This window comes from Brevibacillus brevis, assembly GCF_022026395.1.
GTDB lineage: Bacteria > Bacillota > Bacilli > Brevibacillales > Brevibacillaceae > Brevibacillus.
The window spans coordinates 1,269,281-1,287,691 of record NZ_CP041767.1; the positions used below are offsets into that span (position 1 = coordinate 1,269,281).

General features: G+C 49.6%; 18 protein-coding genes and 1 riboswitch. Of the genes, 15 read left to right on the forward strand and 3 right to left on the reverse strand.

Annotated features, from left to right (window positions below):
* Positions 1-73 precede the first annotated feature (73 nt).
* Positions 74-1,648: an FMN-binding glutamate synthase family protein gene (locus FO446_RS06555; RefSeq protein ID WP_221867495.1), complete on the forward strand. Its 1,575-nt coding sequence runs from the start codon at positions 74-76 to the stop codon at positions 1,646-1,648.
* A 180-nt stretch (positions 1,649-1,828) separates the two neighbouring features.
* On the opposite strand, the gene FO446_RS06560 is transcribed toward FO446_RS06555, so the two are convergent.
* Entirely contained in the window at positions 1,829-2,359 is a 531-nt protein-coding gene (locus tag FO446_RS06560; RefSeq protein ID WP_173620130.1) for a peroxiredoxin, read from the reverse strand.
* A 75-nt stretch (positions 2,360-2,434) separates the two neighbouring features.
* Positions 2,435-3,319, reverse strand: a complete 885-nt coding sequence (locus FO446_RS06565; RefSeq protein ID WP_237900134.1) for a hypothetical protein — start codon at positions 3,317-3,319, stop codon at positions 2,435-2,437.
* A 280-nt stretch (positions 3,320-3,599) separates the two neighbouring features.
* On the opposite strand from FO446_RS06565, the gene FO446_RS06570 reads away from it, so the two are divergent.
* The 6 genes from FO446_RS06570 (at position 3,600) to FO446_RS06595 (ending at position 10,672) form a co-directional block, all read left to right on the forward strand.
* Positions 3,600-5,687, forward strand: coding sequence for a hypothetical protein (locus FO446_RS06570; RefSeq protein ID WP_237900136.1), 2,088 nt, complete (start codon positions 3,600-3,602; stop codon positions 5,685-5,687).
* 214 nt (positions 5,688-5,901) lie between these two features.
* Positions 5,902-6,750: a HesA/MoeB/ThiF family protein gene (locus FO446_RS06575; protein ID WP_173608982.1), complete on the forward strand. Its 849-nt coding sequence runs from the start codon at positions 5,902-5,904 to the stop codon at positions 6,748-6,750.
* Between the two features lie 30 nt (positions 6,751-6,780).
* On the forward strand, positions 6,781-7,641 hold the full coding sequence (locus FO446_RS06580) for a HesA/MoeB/ThiF family protein (RefSeq protein WP_173608981.1): 861 nt from the start codon (positions 6,781-6,783) through the stop codon (positions 7,639-7,641).
* 9 nt (positions 7,642-7,650) lie between these two features.
* Entirely contained in the window at positions 7,651-8,100 is a 450-nt protein-coding gene (locus FO446_RS06585) for a DUF441 family protein (protein WP_237900138.1), read from the forward strand.
* 36 nt (positions 8,101-8,136) lie between these two features.
* Positions 8,137-9,228, forward strand: coding sequence for an alpha/beta hydrolase (locus FO446_RS06590; protein ID WP_173608979.1), 1,092 nt, complete (start codon positions 8,137-8,139; stop codon positions 9,226-9,228).
* Between the two features lie 25 nt (positions 9,229-9,253).
* Complete coding sequence (locus FO446_RS06595; RefSeq protein ID WP_237900140.1) at positions 9,254-10,672, forward strand: LeuA family protein; 1,419 nt, start codon at positions 9,254-9,256, stop codon at positions 10,670-10,672.
* Positions 10,673-10,772: 100 nt separating this feature from the next.
* Here FO446_RS06595 and FO446_RS06600 read toward each other — a convergent pair whose 3' ends face one another.
* Positions 10,773-11,465 (reverse strand): M15 family metallopeptidase, encoded by a 693-nt coding sequence (locus tag FO446_RS06600; protein ID WP_237900142.1) that lies wholly within the window; start codon positions 11,463-11,465, stop codon positions 10,773-10,775.
* Between the two features lie 183 nt (positions 11,466-11,648).
* Positions 11,649-11,865: riboswitch (cobalamin riboswitch) on the forward strand.
* Positions 11,866-11,899: 34 nt separating this feature from the next.
* Between FO446_RS06600 and FO446_RS06605 the strand changes: the two genes are divergently transcribed.
* Genes FO446_RS06605 through cobJ form a run of 8 tightly spaced genes read left to right on the forward strand, consistent with a single transcriptional unit; the run spans position 11,900 to position 18,398 of the window.
* Positions 11,900-12,076 (forward strand): hypothetical protein, encoded by a 177-nt coding sequence (locus FO446_RS06605; RefSeq protein WP_232773622.1) that lies wholly within the window; start codon positions 11,900-11,902, stop codon positions 12,074-12,076.
* 27 nt (positions 12,077-12,103) lie between these two features.
* Positions 12,104-12,652, forward strand: a complete 549-nt coding sequence (cobO, locus tag FO446_RS06610; RefSeq protein ID WP_017247397.1) for a cob(I)yrinic acid a,c-diamide adenosyltransferase — start codon at positions 12,104-12,106, stop codon at positions 12,650-12,652.
* The gene (gene cobD, locus FO446_RS06615) at positions 12,649-13,764 is read left to right on the forward strand and encodes a threonine-phosphate decarboxylase CobD (RefSeq protein WP_221867500.1); all 1,116 of its coding nucleotides are present in this window, start codon (positions 12,649-12,651) and stop codon (positions 13,762-13,764) included. Before cobO ends, cobD begins: the two co-directional genes overlap by 4 nt.
* Positions 13,761-14,300 (forward strand): bifunctional adenosylcobinamide kinase/adenosylcobinamide-phosphate guanylyltransferase, encoded by a 540-nt coding sequence (gene cobU / locus FO446_RS06620; protein ID WP_173608975.1) that lies wholly within the window; start codon positions 13,761-13,763, stop codon positions 14,298-14,300. The genes cobD and cobU overlap by 4 nt, the downstream gene beginning before the upstream one ends.
* Positions 14,297-15,037 (forward strand): adenosylcobinamide-GDP ribazoletransferase, encoded by a 741-nt coding sequence (cobS, locus tag FO446_RS06625; protein ID WP_173608974.1) that lies wholly within the window; start codon positions 14,297-14,299, stop codon positions 15,035-15,037. The genes cobU and cobS overlap by 4 nt, the downstream gene beginning before the upstream one ends.
* Positions 15,034-15,636 carry a histidine phosphatase family protein gene (locus FO446_RS06630; RefSeq protein ID WP_173608973.1) on the forward strand — a complete coding sequence of 201 codons (603 nt, stop codon included), beginning with the start codon at positions 15,034-15,036 and terminating at the stop codon, positions 15,634-15,636. Before cobS ends, FO446_RS06630 begins: the two co-directional genes overlap by 4 nt.
* A 26-nt stretch (positions 15,637-15,662) precedes the next feature.
* Positions 15,663-16,613, forward strand: a complete 951-nt coding sequence (gene cbiB / locus FO446_RS06635) for an adenosylcobinamide-phosphate synthase CbiB (protein ID WP_237900144.1) — start codon at positions 15,663-15,665, stop codon at positions 16,611-16,613.
* A gap of 27 nt (positions 16,614-16,640) precedes the next feature.
* A complete protein-coding gene (gene cobJ / locus FO446_RS06640; protein WP_173608971.1) occupies positions 16,641-18,398 on the forward strand; it encodes a precorrin-3B C(17)-methyltransferase in 1,758 nt (585 codons plus the stop codon).
* The last annotated feature ends 13 nt before the right edge of the window (positions 18,399-18,411 follow it).

The following is an 18,411-nucleotide window of genomic DNA, read 5'->3' on the forward strand; positions in this document are numbered from 1 at the left end:
AAACAGAGAACTTGTTGCATCCTATCCTTGACATGATTTACTAGAATATTGTGTTTGGGGAGGGTAAGCACAAGTGGTACCTACTCTGTTATGCGTCATTATCATCATCCTTCTTTTGCCACCCATTGTATTTTTCGGTTATATGTACGCTCTGTCTAAACAGCCGAAGCACTCCATTATTCGTTCCCACCCTTTTTTGGGGTGGATGCGTTATTTGCTGGAAAAGCTCGGGCCTGAGTTTCGCCAGTATTGGTTTGAATCGGATACAGAAGGGAAGCCGTTCTCCCGTTCTGACTTTGTCGGTATGGTTTATGCGGCCAAATATAGGACCGACCTGATCTCGTTTGGTGGAAAACGCGATTACGAGAAGCCTGGCTTCTATTTGTCCAATGCGATGTTCCCGAGGCTGACGAGTGAGCTGCGGGTAGATAACGAAAAAGTCGTCCCTGGCAAAAAGTATGAGATTACCCATGAGGGACTGTTTACAAGAAGAGAAAAGCTTATCGAGGAACTAGAGGTTAAGCCGTGGATGCTGCATGACGAGGATGTCATTGTCGTGGGCGAAAACAGAAGGCAGCCCTGGCGGCTAAAAGGGATGTTCGGTGCTTCAGCTACCTCCTTTGGAGCAGTGGGAGAAAACTATATCATGTCCGCTGGGTATGGGGCACGTATGGCAGGCGGCTCTTGGATCAATACAGGAGAGGGTGGCGTTGCAGAAGTTCATCTCTCAACAGGTGTAGATATTATTTCGCAAATCGGACCGGGGATGTTTGGCTTCCGTGATGACAAGGGCAAGTTTTCAATCGAAGAATTCAAGAAAAAGGCAAGCATCCCGAACATCAAAGCGTTCGAACTGAAATTTCATCAAGGGGCCAAAATACGCGGAGGGCACCTCGAGGGCGCCAAGGTCACGGAAAAAGTCGCAGCAGCAAGGCTGGTACCTGTGGGACAAACAGTCAATTCACCGAACCGCTTCGAGTTCCTCAGCAATCCGGATGAAGCCTTGCGTTTCATCGGTAGTTTGCAGGAGGCGGGAGGCAAGCCGGTGGGAGTAAAAATCGTCGTCGGCGATCCAAAGCGGTTGGAGCATTTTTTTGAGAAAATGCTGGAGCTGTCCATTTACCCGGATTTCATTACGGTTGACGGCTCTGAGGGCGGTTCAGGCGCAATGTTCAAGGCAATGGCAGATGGCATGGGCTTGCCGCTTTTCGCTGCGCTCATCATTCTTGATGATACGATGCGGAAATTCGGTGTCCGGGACCGCATCAGGATTTTTGCTTCCGGCAAGCTTGTTACTCCTGACAAAGTAGCGATCGCCATGGCATTGGGAGCGGATTGCGTCAACTCTGCGCGCGGGTTCATGATTGCAACTGGCTGCATCATGGCGATGCAATGCCATACAGGGAAATGTCCGACAGGAGTCACTACGACAGATTCCAAGTACCAGGAAGCGTTGGTTCCGGCGGAAAAGCAGTGGCGTGTCATGAACTATATTTTGCAGTTGAGGGAAGGCTTGTTCTCGCTGGCGGCGGCATGTGGCTTGGAGAGTCCGACTGAGCTTCGGAGAGAGCATGTCGTGTTTACCAACGAAAGCGGGGAGACCATACGTGTGGTTGACTTGTTTCCGTACCCGGCTGCGTCCAGATAAGTATTTACAAAGAAGATAAATAATGGTATGGTGAGTAAATCAGGCTATAGTACACCTTCCTTCTAACATAACTTGAGATTAGGGGTACTGCTTTCCTGATTTTTTTATGTCTATGAAAAAATGAAAAAGGCCGTATGATCCTGTACAAGCGATCATGCGGCCTTTGTTTCTGTCTATCGATTAGGATATCGTGTTTTGCCCAGGCTTCCAGTCCATTGGGCACAATCCGCCTGATTGCAGAGCTTCGATCACACGGAGCGTTTCATCTACACTTCTGCCAACCTTGGAATTGGAGATGACTGCGTATTGCAGGATGCCTTCTGGATCGATGATGAAGCTGCCGCGCAGCGGCGCTTTGGTTGCTTCGTCCAGCACACCGTATGCCATGGTCGCTTCTTTGCTGTAATCCGAAGCGAGGGGGAACGAGAGTGGACCGATGCCGTCGCTCGATCTCATCCATGCTTTGTGTGTATGTATGCTGTCGCCGCTAATGCCAAGCACTTCGACATTCAAATCCGCGAACTCCTTGATCCGACGGTTCAGGCTGAGGATCTCTGTCGGGCATACTTTCGAAAAGTCAAACGGATAAAAGAACAAAAGAAGCCATTTTCCACGATAGTCAACCAAGCTCTTTGGCAGGGGAAATCCGTTGTCAAACGTCACGGTGTCCATCGTAAAATCAGGTGCAGGAAGTCCAATACGTGCTGTCATAAATCGATCTCCTCGTTTCTGTTACCGTATGTCAGGTCCTGGTAACAAAGTATCACGAATGATAAGAAGAATCAATTAGTTCGGAATATCAAAAGTGTTGTGGAGTTTTTTTGCATCGTTCTTTTGGAGAAGGAAGAAAACGATTGGATAGAAGGCGACCAAGAAACAGAAGGCGGCGAGAATCGGAAATACGGACATTTCCAAAACGGCTCGACCGAGATAGGTTTGCCAGCCAATTGCAGCTAAACCGAACAAGTAGGCGATACCGGCGAGATGGATGAATCCAGTACGAGCATTGGACACATGTTTTTTACGTTCCGCTAACCAAGCGACAAAAGGTACTGCTTGCAGAGCATGAAAGCCAATGCCGTGGAGCCAAATGATATTCCCTTCCTGTCCAACCACTCGACCATCGTTGAATGAAATCCAGAGACCTGCCGCAAACGATAGCATAATCGCAATCATGGCATAGCGGATGCCAACGGCCAGCTCTGGGTGTAGGGAATAAGCTTTTCTACGGAAAAACTGAATGGCAATGAATACATAAAAAAGGACCAGGAGAAGAGCCACAAAAGTAAAAATGGAACCGACAGCAACATCGAAGGGTGTGCCATTTTTGACGAACCTCGGGTCCACGCCGCGGAAGTTTTGTACCGTTTCCGCTCCGTAAGAGTATAAAGCAAGCAGGATATAAGACCAGCGAAAGAAAGCTCTACTTCGCGTGCCCAGGGCAGATAACGGAATGATGGCGGCTGTCGTTAATAAAAATATTCCGAGTGCGGCATTAAAGGAAAACGCTTTCGAGACATCGCCATTAGGAGCGACGGGATCTCCGTACAGCATGACCCAGATTGCGCATAGCGCAGCGAGCAAGAAGCCGAGCAAGCCGGTATACACTAACCATTTCTCCCCTTGAAAGAAAGGGGGTGCAGTATGACTTTTCATAACAGATGGATTCATGAATGGAATTCTCCCTCCTGTAAAGTTTTGGTACTCTGCTACTCACTTTACAGGGAGGAAGAATACAGAATAACGGGCAGCGGAATGAAATCGAATTAGGTCCGGGGACGGATTTATGTCTCGTTCCTAAAGAGAGCTTTACCATCTGACAAAATTGAAGTAAGATGGTTAAAAATTACAAAAGGGAATAAAAAATCAGGCTATTGTACACCTTCCTTCTAAGCAAAAGGTTTGGTTCATCATTAGGGGTACTGCTTTCCTGATTTTTTTCGTGATGCCAATGAAAAATCAAATTTACCTCCGTAGGAAAAATAAAATCATCGTACATCTGGGGCAGCATCAACTGCCTACCTCTTATTTAGCTGCGGCTTTGCGTAATATAGAGAGCTTGGGCTATACTTTTTCACTGGAATTGCTAGAAAGAATCCGCACGCTGTCGGAAGGAGAGTTTTTCGCGCTCTATTCGGATGTGGTAGCTGTGCTAAAAGTCAAGATCGGGGCATCCCGTCAGTACAAGCCGATGTATCCGAATTTTCCCAAGCAAGTCATGGAGGCTGGCGAGGGTGAGCTGTTTGTAAATGCGATCATTCATTATTTGACGTTGGACCTGCCTGTGCACGAAGTGAAAAAACGTTTGCCCTTGCTGAGAGAATCTCGCCTGAAGCTGATTCATTTGGGCACAGATGAAGAGTTGCTTCAGATAGGAATGAATTTGCTGCGCTCCAATAGCTCGCTGTCCGCTACCGACAAGGAAGACCTGGAGGGCTTGATACAGAGCTATGAAGGAATTGCAGAAGCACTGCCAGCAGAGATTCCGCAAAAGGAAAACGTGGCAATCGCTGCGAGCTTGTTGCTGAAGTATGACAAGCTTCCCGCAACTTTTTTTGCCCACTATTGCAAGACCGCGACAGATGTATTGCGTCTGGCGGTGGCGCTGTCTGATGGGGATGTGAGCTTGGCGGAGCCTGCGAAATTTCGCAAGTTTAAACGCGGGGAACGAAGACTGCTCCTTAGCCTGCTGGAAGCCAGCTCGAATATCGTAGAAGATATGAATCGTTACAAAAACAGATGGATTCGTCTCGGGGAAATCTTGCATCCTTTTGAATATAAGGATCGCTATCCGAAAGCGGCCGAAGCATTCGATATTTTGCGAAACAATCACAAGGTCGAAACGTTCAACAGCCAAGTAGAGCAGGCGCTGGTCCGTGCAGATGTGAATACGGCGATCAAGCTGCTTGAACAGCGTCCTGGGGAATTTGCCCGTCGTCTGGATCATTTGCTGCGTGTGACGGAGGAGGGGAGTCCAGTCCTTTCTGCCTTCGAGAAAATTGCGGATGGTGTATCGACTCCAGTTCTTTTGCAGGTCATGAATCACTTCGACAAACGGAACAGCTACGGTGAATGGCGGACCTTTTTTCCGAAAGGGCAAGTGGCGAAAGTAAAGGCAATCGAAAACCGGGTGCCAGGCTTGCAAGAGGACATCAGACAGAAGGCAGCGGATATTTGCCGGACATCGTTGTTGAACCGTTTTGCCCAATTGCCGTCGCTGGGCAACGTCTATATCGATCCGCGGCTGCAGGAGCATCTCGTTCCGTTTTCGATGCGATCTGCCAGCAAAGCACTGCGCACGATTGCACGCGGCTCCCGACTATCGATCCCGGATGGAGGAACGATTCGCTTTTTCCTGTGGTGGAGGGAAGGGATCGTCAACGATGTCCCTACAGGCAGAGTCGATATCGATTTGTCTGCCGTGCTCTATAACGCAGACTGGAAGTACATGGAGCATATTTCTTATACCAATCTGCGTTCCGACAAGTATCAAGCGTGCCATAGCGGGGATATTGTAGAGGCTCCCAAAGGCGCGTGCGAGTTCATCGACATCGACATGGATTCTGTCATCCGCTATGGCGGTCGATATGTCGTTATGAACCTGTATTCGTTTACGAGTCAACCTTATTGCGATTTGCCTGAATGCTTTGCCGGCTGGATGATTCGGTCAGCGCCACAGACAGGAGAAATTTTCGAGCCGCAGACGGTACAAGACAAGATTGATCTCGCCGCAAACACACGGATTTGTATCCCGGTCATTCTGGATCTTGTGGAGAGAAAAGTGATTTGGACGGATATCGCCCTGAATTCCGATCCGCGTTTTGCCAACAATGTGGAGTCCAATGCCGGAGGGGTGGAGCTGATGGGAAGAGCGCTCACCTCGTTGGTGAAGCCTACCCTGCATGAGTTGTTCATGCTTCATGCACAGGCGAGAGGGACGCTGACTGACCAAGCGGAAGAAGCAGATACGGTATTTTCCTTGGAGGAAGGGATTACGCCGTTTGATACGGAGATCATCATGGCGGATTTTATGCAGTAAGGTTAGGGGAGTGTAAGGCTTGGGTTCGGTATTGTACCGGACTCAAGCCTTTTCATTTTGTCTATTCTAGCTAAAAATTTTTCTCCTATGTTCATGAAAATTTCAAATAAAACCCAATTAATAGTCAGAACGAGCTATTTTTTTGCTAGTAACTGGAACTCTATAATGTCAAATGTAAATGGATAATTGAATTTGAAAAGAGGAGGAAGAAAAATTGGAAGCGGATTCCTTTTATTGGGAAATGGTCAAGAAAAATATTGGGGTGTATACCACTGAGGAACAAAAACGCTTAAAGGAAGGAAAGATCATCATATTTGGACTCGGTGGGGTCGGGGGAATGGAAGCGATTCTTTGCGCCCGCATGGGGATCGGGCATGTCACCGGAGTAGATCCTGATGAATTCGAGGTTTCTAACATCAATCGTCAGATGCTGGCTACGGTACATTCATTGGGTAAATCAAAAGCAGCCACGGCGGAAGAAGTTCTTCAATCCATCAACCCATACATATCGGTTCGATGCGTCCAGGCAAATGTTGATGAAGACAATGTGCTTGAACTGATGAAAGGGCACGATCTAGTGATTGAAGCAGTAGACGATATACCCTCCCGCGTCATCATCCACCGCACCGCGCGTGAGCTGGGCATACCAAGCGTGGGCATGTCAGGGAGCCCCCCAACCCGAGGGTTTGTCTCTTCCTTTTTTCCAGACGGCATCTCGTACGAAACAGCATTGAACATCCCAGGAGCAGGGGAAAAGTTGACCAATGAAGCGTTACGCCAAGAGATTGCTGACATAAAAAAAGCCAGGGCCTGGCACTCTGTCAAAGAAGGAGCTCCAAAGGAATGGGCAGAGGATTTTTGTGAGGGGAAGGCTGGCTGGATTATTACACCAGTTCGCGCTCATCTCATATCGCTTTTCAGCTTTCATGAAGCCGTGCAAATCTTGACAGGCAGAGAACCGTTGGCACGTGCACCCAAAGGAGTTCTCATTAATCTAGATACGGACACACCGGTAAAAGTGACAACACCCCCTGATGGAACGTGGGATTACGCAACGCTATAACGATTTTGAAAGAACAGAGGAGATGATTGTGTGTCATTGATAGAAAATAGCCAATCATATAACAATAGTTTTACCCGCAATTTTGGAATCATTACGAGTGAGGAGCAAGCCAAACTGCGAAATGCTAGAGTAACGGTGGTAGGTGCAGGTGGCGTGGGCGGAATCACATTAATTCAACTCGCCCGGATGGGTGTAGGGAAGCTTCATGTCATCGATCAAGACTCGTTTGAGGAAAGCAATCTCAATCGACAAATGCTCAGCTTTGTCAGCAAAATTAACTCTCCCAAGGCGGAAGTAGCGAAGGAAATACTTCACGATATCAATCCAGAGCTGGAAGTAAAGGTAACAAGGGAGTTTGTTACCGAAGAAAATGCACATGATCTGCTGGGTGATACAGATGTGATTGTAGATGCTACGGATAATCTCGTTGCACGGGTAATCATCCATCGAACAGCTGCCGATCTGGGTATTCCCTCCATCTGGATTGCGGTAACACCACCTTTCCGTGGAGGAGTCATGTGCATGACCCCGGACTCCTTGCCCTATGAGGTCGCCATGAGACATCCTTCTTATCAACAGCCTCTCACACCAGAGATGCGTGAAAAAATTAGTCAGATCAAAGACGAGCGTGCAAAGTATTCCGTATCGCAAGGCGCTTTGCCTGAATGGGCAGATGCCTATGTAAAAAGAGAGGCTCCATGGGCAGTGCTTGCTCCTGTAGCGAATATCGTCGGCGTATTGGCTAGCTTTGAGGCATTCAAACTAATCATTCAGAGACCAGACCTATTGCCAGCCGTTGCTCCCAAACTAATCAAAGTCAATTTAGCTTCCGTCCAAATGGTACAGGTGGAAGCCCCGGCAGAGGGAAGCTGGGATAACACGCTACTATAAAGGACTCCTATGTTGCATACGACCATTATCCTACTGGTAATCGTCCTCTTGTCAGTAGTGGCAAAGGATCTGGTTCTCGTCTACGCTTCCCTCTTGCTGCTCGGATTATCTCTGCTAAAAGCAGTGCCTGTCATGGATGCAATCCAAAAACCAATTTTCCATGTGGGTCTGTTTTGTCTAATGGTATTCTTGTTGATTCCGATTGCCAAAGGAAAATATGATTTCATCTCCCTTGGTAAGGAAATGGTCAGTTGGAAAGCAACGATAGCCATTTTGGCAGGTTTTATCATCTCTTATGTCGGGGGAAAAGGCTTAAGTATTTTGCCAGATCAACCGGTTGTTTTCATAGGCGTAACAATTGGAACACTTTTGGCCGTGCTACTGTCAAATGGGCTGCCCGCAGGCTTAATCATTGCAGCTGGATGCATTGCGTTGCTGTCAAGAATCTTCAATTTATAGCGCCCTCTAAATCTACTTTGAAAGAAGTGCCAAACTATGAATCTCAATCATCAAATGAAAAATCATTTTCTTATACTAGTCATATCTTTAGGGCTGCTTGTTCAAGGGTGTTCAACTCCTGATTCCCCCCATCAAAATAGTACAACACAAGCTCAATCAGTGGTGGAATCAACCAGTGAGATCGTAACGGAAGAACTGAAAGTGCCAAGCATCGATCAGGACGTCTCCTTATATGTGAGGCATATGAGTGCCAAAAACAAGGAAAAGTTCGCCAGCAAAGAGGTTGTGTTGTTTCTTGAACCGTTTAGTGTACCTACTGCCGAAGCTTTCGATGTTCCGGGATTCTCCTGGATGGAGGAATATGCAAAGCAAGGCTACGACACTTGGGCGATGGACTTCCGAGGGTTTGGGCATTCTACCCGACCAGTTGAAATGGATCAACCACCTGTAAAGAATGCTCCTGTCGTCCGTGCTACTGAGGCGGTAAAAGATCTGGAGGCTGTCGTCCAGCACATAAAGAAAACCCGACAAGTGGATAAAATCAGTATCGTAGGATGGTCATGGGGTGGAGTTGTTGCAGGAATGTACGCGACTGAACATTCCGATGATATTGGAAAACTCGTGCTTTATGGTGTTATGCATGGTTTTTCCTTGCCTTTGATGGCAACTCCATTTGAAGCAAAAGGGAAGCCAGGTGAAATTAATCCCCAATTACCAGCGTATCAGGTTGTCCAGTTTGACAAGGCCATGCACCATTGGCACATGATGCTAGATAAACGTGATCTGGTTTCTGATGAGGCAATGAATGCTGTATCCAAGGTCTTCGTCAACGCTGATCCTAACAGCAGCAAGCAATCTGAACAATCCATCCGCCGTCCAATGGGACCGCTAGTAGATCTGTACTATATCTGGACGGACAGACCCATTTTTGATGCAGCGAAAATTACGACGCCAGTGTTAATCATTCGAGGAGATATGGACTTTTTTGCCGATAAGTCCCTCTTCCATAAGCTGACCAAGGCATCGGCAAAACAAGAAGTGGTTATCAAAGATGCCACACATTGGGTTTTGTATGAAAAAAATCGTGATCAGCTCTTGCGTGAAACAGACGAATTCCTGAAAAAGTAAGTAAACCGGTGAGGATGTGCTGGATATGAAGCCGTTTCAAATTTTGGATGCAACACTGCGAGAAGGAGAGCAGCAAGCAGGCGTTCGCTTCACATGCGAAGACAAGATTCGCATACTGCATCTCTTGGAAAGCTATCAAATAAACCTCATAGAAGTGGGCCACCCTGGAATTTCTGCCCTGGATGAAGAAATCTGCCGAAAAGTGGCGCAATCAGCAAGGCGAGCGCAAATATTAATGCATGCGAGAGCTACTGTTGAAGAAGTACATGCAGCAAAGCGGGCCAAAGCCGACTGGGTGGGTATATGGGCTTCTATTAATGATGTGTCTATCCAAACAAAATTCAGCCATCACCAGGAAAGTGACATACAAGAGAAAGTCAGACAAGCTGTTATCGAAGCAAAAAAGCTTGACTTAAAGGTTAGATTCACGATTGAAGACGCTTCAAGGACAGAGTGGGAGAAGATTGCCAGATTAGGTCATATCGCTTTGCAGGCAGGCGCAGATCGGATTAGTCTGGCAGATACTGTCGGGATATGGGAGCCTGATACATGCAAAAGAATCGTAACTCGTGCCATTGAGGAGCTTGGATGCGAAATTGAAGTTCATCTTCATAATGATTTCGGTTTTGCTCAAGCGAATGCGCTGGCGGCTATTGATGCAGGAGCTTCTGTCATTGATACGACAATTTTAGGGATCGGTGAAAGAGCAGGCATTACTGACTTGATCCAGCTTACTGCTGCGTTGCAAAAGCTGCGAAATGATCATCGCTATTCTTTGGATAGAATTCCCGAACTTGTACAAGCGATACGTTTGACGACAGGGTATAGGCCGGACGAATTGCGCCCTATCACCGGGCAAAATGCCTTTACGCATACATCGGCTTACCATGTCCAAGCCGTAAAGAGAAATTCCAAAGCGTATGAGCCATTTCCTCCCGAAACAATTGGAAGAACACGGCTTCTCGAAGAAAAGCGGCCTCCAATAGGAAGTCCAAAGCTACCTGTTTCCTTACAGGTAGGAAAGCCGTTTCCCAAAGGTGCTTCAGAGCTACAGTATCATCGTGACGGTCCAGGGATACGCTGGGTTATGATGGATTCGCGTGTTGATGAGCGAGCCTCATTCTATGTGATCCAAAGGATGTTTGGACTATGCGATTTGTCCGGTATTCCTGAAAAACATGTAGACAGACATGCGCATCATTGTGACAGTGCCTTCCTCTTTTGGGGAGATGCACCTGATGGCACTGGGCTGGTGTGTCATGTTCAACTCGGTGATGAAGAGAAGACTGTTGAGAGTCCAGCAGCTATTTTTATCCCAGCAGGGGTCGAGCATTCCTATCACTATGTGTCTGGTCGCGGAACTTATACAAATATTGTATTGTCACCTGAATACAACAAAAGCCTTTTGATTTCAGCAGCATCTTCTGAAATACCAGTGACCTAAAAGGTACAGGAATTTATTGAGGAGTGAGCGGCCATCTGGGCATGAGTACGGTATCGACCGGGCTCATGCCTTTATCGGCTGAATACTTGAGTATTTGTGGTTACATCGACAAGACACCGCCATAGATCGGCTCTTGCTGCGTTTTTTGTCCCCAAGTGCGCGTACCATACTCAAAATGCCACCACTCCTGCGGATAGTTGACGAATCCGGCAGCGGTCATCAAATGATAGAGCAATCGTCGATTGTCGCGAATCTCGATGTCTTTTGGGGTAGGCTGTACGAGCTCTTCATAATGGCGAGTATCAGCCCTGTCACTGAAATCATCGAAGTCTGTTCCCATCTCCAGCCAGCCATCAGGTCCTGCGATAGTCAGATCGACTGCGCCACCGGATAGGTGAGGGGACGGCTTGGAGAGGTCTGTTGTTGGATATGCGACGAATTTGCTCAATTCTTCCGTGAGTGCAGGTCCTTCCTGCCAGCCTTGTAAAAGCAAGGCTTCACGAAAACGTTCATACAACGATGCCTGTACCTCGAACGAGCGCCAGCCGTCCAGCACGACGAGTTTGTAGCCTACGGGCAGTTGGGCGGCTGCCGTGGCGAGCCTGCGTGCTGCCCCTTCTCGCAAAAAAGCTTCTGGCTGTGTTCCTGCATAGCCTTCGTGGTAGTAGGCTGGATAGACCGTGATTTTCTCCGTAAGAGAAGAGAGGGGGATCATCGGTTCGCCGCATTCCTTGATTGGTAGTGGGTTAGGCAGGAGCGTGTCCGGTATTTTTGGAATCGGAGGAAATAGCATGACTACACAACCCTTTCGATAGCTTTGCCAATAGGGTAACGAAAATTTTTAGGTAAGTAAATGAGAATTATCTTAAATTTTCTGCCAATAGGCACCTGCGAGGAATCGGCAGCTTTTGCTTGAATCCTCGGTAGCTTTTGCTATTATTAAAGCAAGTGCTTGTCAACGAAACGAATGACATTTACATATGGAAGAGAAACAGGTCCTTGTTTTTGCGAAACCGATTCGCAGGAGCAAGGTTAAAAGGGAAGTTTGGTGAAAAGCCAACGCGGTCCCGCCACTGTAAGAGAGTAGCTATTCTTCAAGGCACCATGCCATCCACTGCCCATCCGGGAGCGGGAAGGAGAAGAAAAGCGATGATCCTCAAGCCAGGAGACCTGCCTGTTTTATGTTTACACTGATTTCCTTCGGGTCAAAGGAAGAGGTGAGGATTGTTGCTTTTCAGCTATCCGCGCTTTGTTTTTCCTTACGTACTGGGGGAAACAGAGCGCTTTTTTTCTGTGAAAAACGTCTCGACGTTTTTCACAAAAGTGGATGCGACCGCTTGCGGTCAACAAAACGGTCATGACCGTTTTGTTGCTTCGGAAAGTATGGATGGAACAGCGGAGTAAAATACGTCACTTTTTGAGGTGGTCACGATGGAGAAAAACGATAAGAAGCGGGGCTTGACCCTCGTTTACACAGGAGACGGCAAAGGAAAAACAACGGCAGCAGTCGGATTGGCTGTGCGGGCAACAGGGCGCGGGAAAAAGGTGCTGATGGTTCAATTCATCAAGTCTCCAGAGCGTACATACGGAGAAAAGATTATTTTCGATAAATTGGGCATTGAAATCGTGCAAATGGGCGTCGGCTTCACCTGGACGAAGACACCGGAGGAGCATCGTCAGGCATTGAAAGAAGCTTGGGCGTTTGCGAGCGAGAAGCTCTCTTCCGGAGCGTACGATGTCGTTATTCTGGATGAGCTGAATAATGCATTGGCGATTGACCGCTTCCCGATTGACGATGTGTTGCCATTGTCCGATGTGTTGGAAGCGATTCAAAACAGGCCAAGTCATATCCACCTCGTGATTACGGGACGGGCAGCAAAGCAGGAGATTTTGGACATCGCAGATTTGGTGACAGAGATGAAGCCAATCAAGCATTACTACGATGAAGGGATTCCAGCTGTGCTGGGGGTAGAATTTTGACAAGCGCAGGTGTAATAGAGACGTATGGTCATGGCGGAGACTTGCTGACCGCAGCGCAGCGCTTTGGTCGAGAGCCCGGGCAGTTTCTGGATTACAGTGCCAATATTAATCCGCTGGGGATGCCAGCGAGCGTCCGTGAGATGCTGCTGGCTTCGTTGGCTGCTGTTACGCATTACCCAGACCCTGGACATCGTGTGTTTCGTCGGGCACTGGCGAGACGGCTGCAAGTGCCGGAGGAATGGTTGCTGCCTGCCAATGGTGCAGCGGAGGCGATGGCACTGGCCATCCTCGGTCTTTCGCCGCAAACAGTTGGAGTAGTATATCCTTGCTTTTCGGAATACGCGCAACTTTCCGAGCAGTATGGAGCCCGTGTCATTGGCTGCTTCGGGAAGGAAGCGAACGGGTACAAGCCCGATCCTGCCGAGCTGTACACGCTTTTTACGCAGTGTGATCTCGTATTTGTCGGGTCACCAAACAATCCGACAGGAATTCTGTATCAGCCGGATGAGCTACGCCAAATGGCGGAATGGACGAAAGAGACCAATACGTGGCTCATCGTGGATGAGGCTTTCCTCGATTTTGTAGAGGAAGAGCGGCAGTATACATTGGCGACGCAGCTGGACCACTTTCCCCGTGTGATTTTGATGCGGTCGATGACGAAAATGTACGCGATCCCGGGATTGCGCCTGGGCTATGCGATTGCGCACCCGGATGTCATTGCGAAAATGCGCCAAAAGCAAGTGAGCTGGAGCGTGAATGCACTGGCCCTTTTGGCAGGCGAACTGTGCTTGCAGGAGCAGGGATACGAGGAACAGACGCGCAGGCTCATAAAAGTAGAACGTGCGTATTTAACTGATAGCATCCGAAGTGAGTTGGGCTGGCAGGTATGGCCTTCGGAGGCAAATTTTTTGCTACTGCGCTCGCCAGAAGGATTGTCAGCCGAACAATTGCAGGCACGGCTCGGCAAAAAAGGCGTTCTGATCCGCAACTGTGCGATGTATCCCGGTTTGACGGCACATGATGTGAGAATCGCAGTGCGTGGACGAGAGGAAAATGAACGACTTATGGAAGCGCTTCGCGAAGCTCATGCGGAAGGAAGTGAACAGCGATGAGCTTGGTGCTGGTAACAGGCGGTGTCCGTTCAGGAAAAAGCCGCTACGCGGAAGAGCTTGCAATGAAGCTGAGCAGTCGAGTCCTGTACGTGGCGACAGGCAAGGCTTGGGATGATGAAATGAAGCAGAGAATCGAGCTGCATCAAGCACGTCGTCCGCTGGAATGGGGCTGTGTAGAGGTAGGAGAGCGCTTAACCGATTACTACGCATTTCGTGAGCAGTATGATGTGGTGTTGATCGATTGTCTGTCCACCTGGGTGAGTAATCGATTAATGAGCGTGGATGAGGCGGAATGGAGAAGTGCTTCACACACGCAAGCCCTGTTGCAAGAGGCGGAGGCATGGCTGTCCCTCGTTCAGAATTCCCCGCAAAAAGTCATTGCTGTCACAAGCGAGGTCGGATTGGGCGGTGTAGCCTTGAGTCGTTTGGGCAGATGGTTCGCGGATGTTCTGGGGGATGTCAATCAGAGAAGTGCGCGACAAGCGGACGCCGTCTACGCGGTTTTGTCAGGGATACCGTGGAGGATCAAAGGATGAATGCATTTTTACACGCGATCTCGTTTTTTACGCGTATTCCGGTTCCGTGGCTTCGTCCTTCCGAGGAGGCGTGGAGAAGAAGCGTCAACTGGTATCCCGCAGTTGGTCTCGTCATCGGTTTACTGCTATGGGGTGTGCATCAAGCGGGACTGGTGTTGTTTAGTCCGTGGATCGCCGCTATTCTGACGCTAGTCGCATGGGTCTACGTGACTGGTGGTCTTCATATGGATGGGTGGATGGACCTCGCGGACGGTCTTGGCAGTAGTAGACCGCGAGAGCAAGTGCTTGCAATTATGAAGGACAGCCGCGTAGGTGCAATGGGGGTTCTTGCTGCGATTATGCTTTTGCTGATGAAGGCGGGTGCAGTCGCAGAGCTCGCACATCCGGGATGGGGCAGCTTTTTGATCGTAGCACCAGTGGCAGCGCGGACACATGTGCTTTTGTCGATCAAGCTCTGGCCATATCTTTCGGCGGACAAAGGAATCGGAAAAGGCATCAGTGCTGGGCTTTCCGTTTCCGCTATCATCGTGAGCTACATCGTCGTGTTTGCCGCAGGTTGGTATCTTGGGGGCTTGCAGGTCATGACAGCTATTTTCCTGTCGCTGTTGTTCGCTCTACTGTTTTCACGCTCGGTTGCAAAAAAACTGGGCGGACTAAACGGAGACTGCTACGGGGCTGTTATCGAAAGCAGTGAAGCGGTCGTTCTGCTGGTGTTAGTCGGGAGCTGGTGGTTATGAAACTGGTTTGGATACGTCACGGGGAGACAGACAGCAATCGTGAGCATCGATATTTGGGACATAGCGACGTTCCTTTAAATGAGCGCGGGCATCTGCACGCGAGTGATTTGGCCAAGGAATTATCAGTGCTCATCGGACGACCCGCTGCGATTTACTCGAGTGACCTGCTCAGATGCAGGCAGACTGCCGAACCGCTCGCAGCTATGGTGGGGCTATCGGTTATTTCGGAACCAGCCTTGAGAGAGCTGTCTTTTGGCGAGTGGGAACTGATGACGTACGATGAGCTGATGCAGTTGGACCCTGTGCGGGCAACGAGATGGTACGACGATCCTTTTCGAAATCGACCTCCACGTGGGGAGAGTCTGGAAGAGCTGGGGATGCGCGTGGATCGTTGGCTACGTTCTTTGTTGGAGAGAGTGGGCAAGGAGGAGGCATCCAATACAGTCGTCATCGTCACACATGGCGGCGTAATCCGCTGGTTCCAGGCCGCGTGGCTCGAAAACAATCCCGACCGATATTGGCAGGTCGAGGGCCTTAAGCATGGTAAGGCTCTGGTAACGGAATGCTTGGATGCGGAAGGGCAGAATTGGATGCGATAACCCCTGAAGAGTAAGAGAGGGACAACATGACAGAAGTATGGATATTATGCGCGGCCTACTTGATTGATCGGGTGGTAGGAGACCCCCGGAGCCTGCCGCATCCAGTGATCATCATGGGCTGGTGGATTACACGATTGGAGCGGGTCATACGTTCTCTGGTCAAAGAGGAGTCGCATTTGAAGCTGGCAGGAGTCCTGTTCCCGGTCGTGATCGTTGGCGGCAGCTACGCTGTTGTTTGGCTGCTTTTGTGGGGAGCGACGTTCATCCATCCGGTGCTTGCCTGGATCTTGGGTGCCTGGTTGATTTCCACGACGATCGCGACAAAAGGCTTGGCCGATGCCGGGATGGAGATTGCCCGTCATCTTATGGCTGGGGATATGGAAGCGGCGAGACGCTCCTTGTCCATGGTAGTCGGACGTGATACAGAGCGGCTAGATGAACCGGAAGTATGTCGGGGAGCGGTGGAAACCGTGGCGGAAAACATCGTCGATGCGATCGTCTCTCCGCTAATTTACGCAGCGATTGGGGGAGCGCCGTTGGCAATGGCGTACCGTGCCGCCAATACCCTTGACTCCATGGTTGGCTATAAAAACGAGAAGTATCTGAATCTCGGCTGGGCATCTGCCCGCTTTGACGATGTACTGAACTACATACCCGCCCGTTTGACAGCTTTGTTGCTCGTCGTCGCAAGCTGGCTGCAACGATTGAATGGGAAACAGTGCTGGGCAATGATCAGAAGAGATGCGCATTTGCATCCGAGTCCAAACAGCGGTTTGCCGGAAGCCGGAGTCGCTGGCGCACTAGGCGTACAGCTCGGGGGATTGAATTATTACCAAGGCGTTGCGTCGAATCGGGCAAAAATGGGAGATGCGAAGCGACCATTGCAGGCAAGTGACATTGTCGCGACGATTCGTTTGATGTATCTCGTTTCGCTCTTATGTCTGCTCGTTAGCGTGATGATATCGATTTTATTATAAACAGGAAGCGAAAAGGGGAGGGGCCTTATGAGCGGCAAATTGTTTGTGATCGGGTTTGGTCCAGGAAGTTTTGAGCATATCACCAAGCGGGCGCGGGAAGCCCTGCAGGAGTCCGATGTCATTATCGGCTATTCCACCTACGTAGACTTGATCCGCGGACTTTTGACGAATCAGCAAATCGTCAGCACAGGGATGACGGAAGAAGTGGCGCGTGCACGAGAAGCCGTGCGTCAGGCGGAAGAGGAAGGCAAAAAGGTAGCGGTCATTTCCAGTGGAGACTCAGGAGTTTACGGGATGGCAGGTCTCGTATACGAGGTGTTGGTGGAAAAAGGCTGGACAGAAGCTACCGGCGTACCCATCGAAATCGTACCGGGCATCTCGGCGATCAATTCCTGTGGAGCGATCCTCGGTGCGCCTATCATGCACGATGCATGTACGATCAGTCTGAGCGATCACTTGACGCCGTGGGAACTGATTGCCAAACGAATTGACGCAGCAGGGATGGCTGACTTTGTGATCGCGTTGTACAACCCGCGCAGCGGACGACGCACACGCCAGATCGTCGAAGCGCAACGCATTCTTTTGCAGTACCGCTCACCAGATACGCCGGTCGGTATCGTGAAAAGTGCTTATCGCGAACGTGAAACGGTTGTCGTGACGACACTGGCACAAATGCTGGAGCATGATATCGGCATGTTGACCACCGTGATTATCGGAAATACATCGACGTTTGTATACGACGGCAAAATGATTACGCCGCGCGGTTATCAGCGCAAATATACGCTGTCTGCCGATGAGCAGCCACTGAAGCCGCATCAGCGTCTGCGTGTAGAAAATGAGCCTTGGTCGCTCGAGGCCACCGAGGAGAGCCTAGCGTCAGCTCCGGCAGCACCAGCAACATCGAAGGAAGAAAGACCAGTAGCTGTGACTGAGGACAGCGTAACGGCTACAGAACCAGCAAATCGTGCAGCAACAAGCACGGCAGTACTGGAAGCGCCTCCTGTAACAGAAGAAGCCGCACCAAAAGCTCCATTCGCATGGGCCATGGAGGCGTTGACGGCTATCAATGCGGCGAAAGGTATTGAAACCAAGCCAGCTGCAGGCCAAGTCCACCGTCCGGTATCTACCTTTACGCCGGAGATGATTTTCGAATGCGCGGTAAGTCCGGGCGTTGCCAACAAAAAAATCACGCCGCTGCAAATGATGGCGATTGCCGAAGTGGCTGGCGAAAAAGGCGAGATCGAATACACCCCACACCACCAAATGATTTTGCGCGTGCCGACTGCCAACCCTGAAAGCATTACTAGCCGCTTGCGAGAGCTTGGGTTGATTCTCAGTCCGATCGGAGATGTTTTGCAGGTAAAGGCGTGTGATTTCTGCGACGGCGAGAAAAAAGACAGCATCCCTTATGCCGACGAACTGCATCAAAAGCTGGGTGGAAAAGAAATGCCGAAGGAACTGAAGATCGGCTTCAACGGCTGCGGGATGGCGTGCTACGGCGCGGTTCAAGAGGATATCGGAATCGTATTCCGCAAAGGAAAGTTCGATTTATTCCTGGGAGCCAAAACGGTTGGACGCAATGCACACTCCGGTATTCCGGTAGCAGAAGGCATCGAAAAAGAAGAGATTGTTCCACTCGTGGAGCGAATCGTGAACCGATTCAAAAAAGAAGCATTTCCGAATGAGCGGTTCCACAAGTTTTTCCAACGTGTAGGTGAGCTGGAGGGCTTTGCATGGTACGAGCCAGCAAAAGCTGAAATCGAGAATGCTGCATGCGGAGATTAATGCAAGAACACAT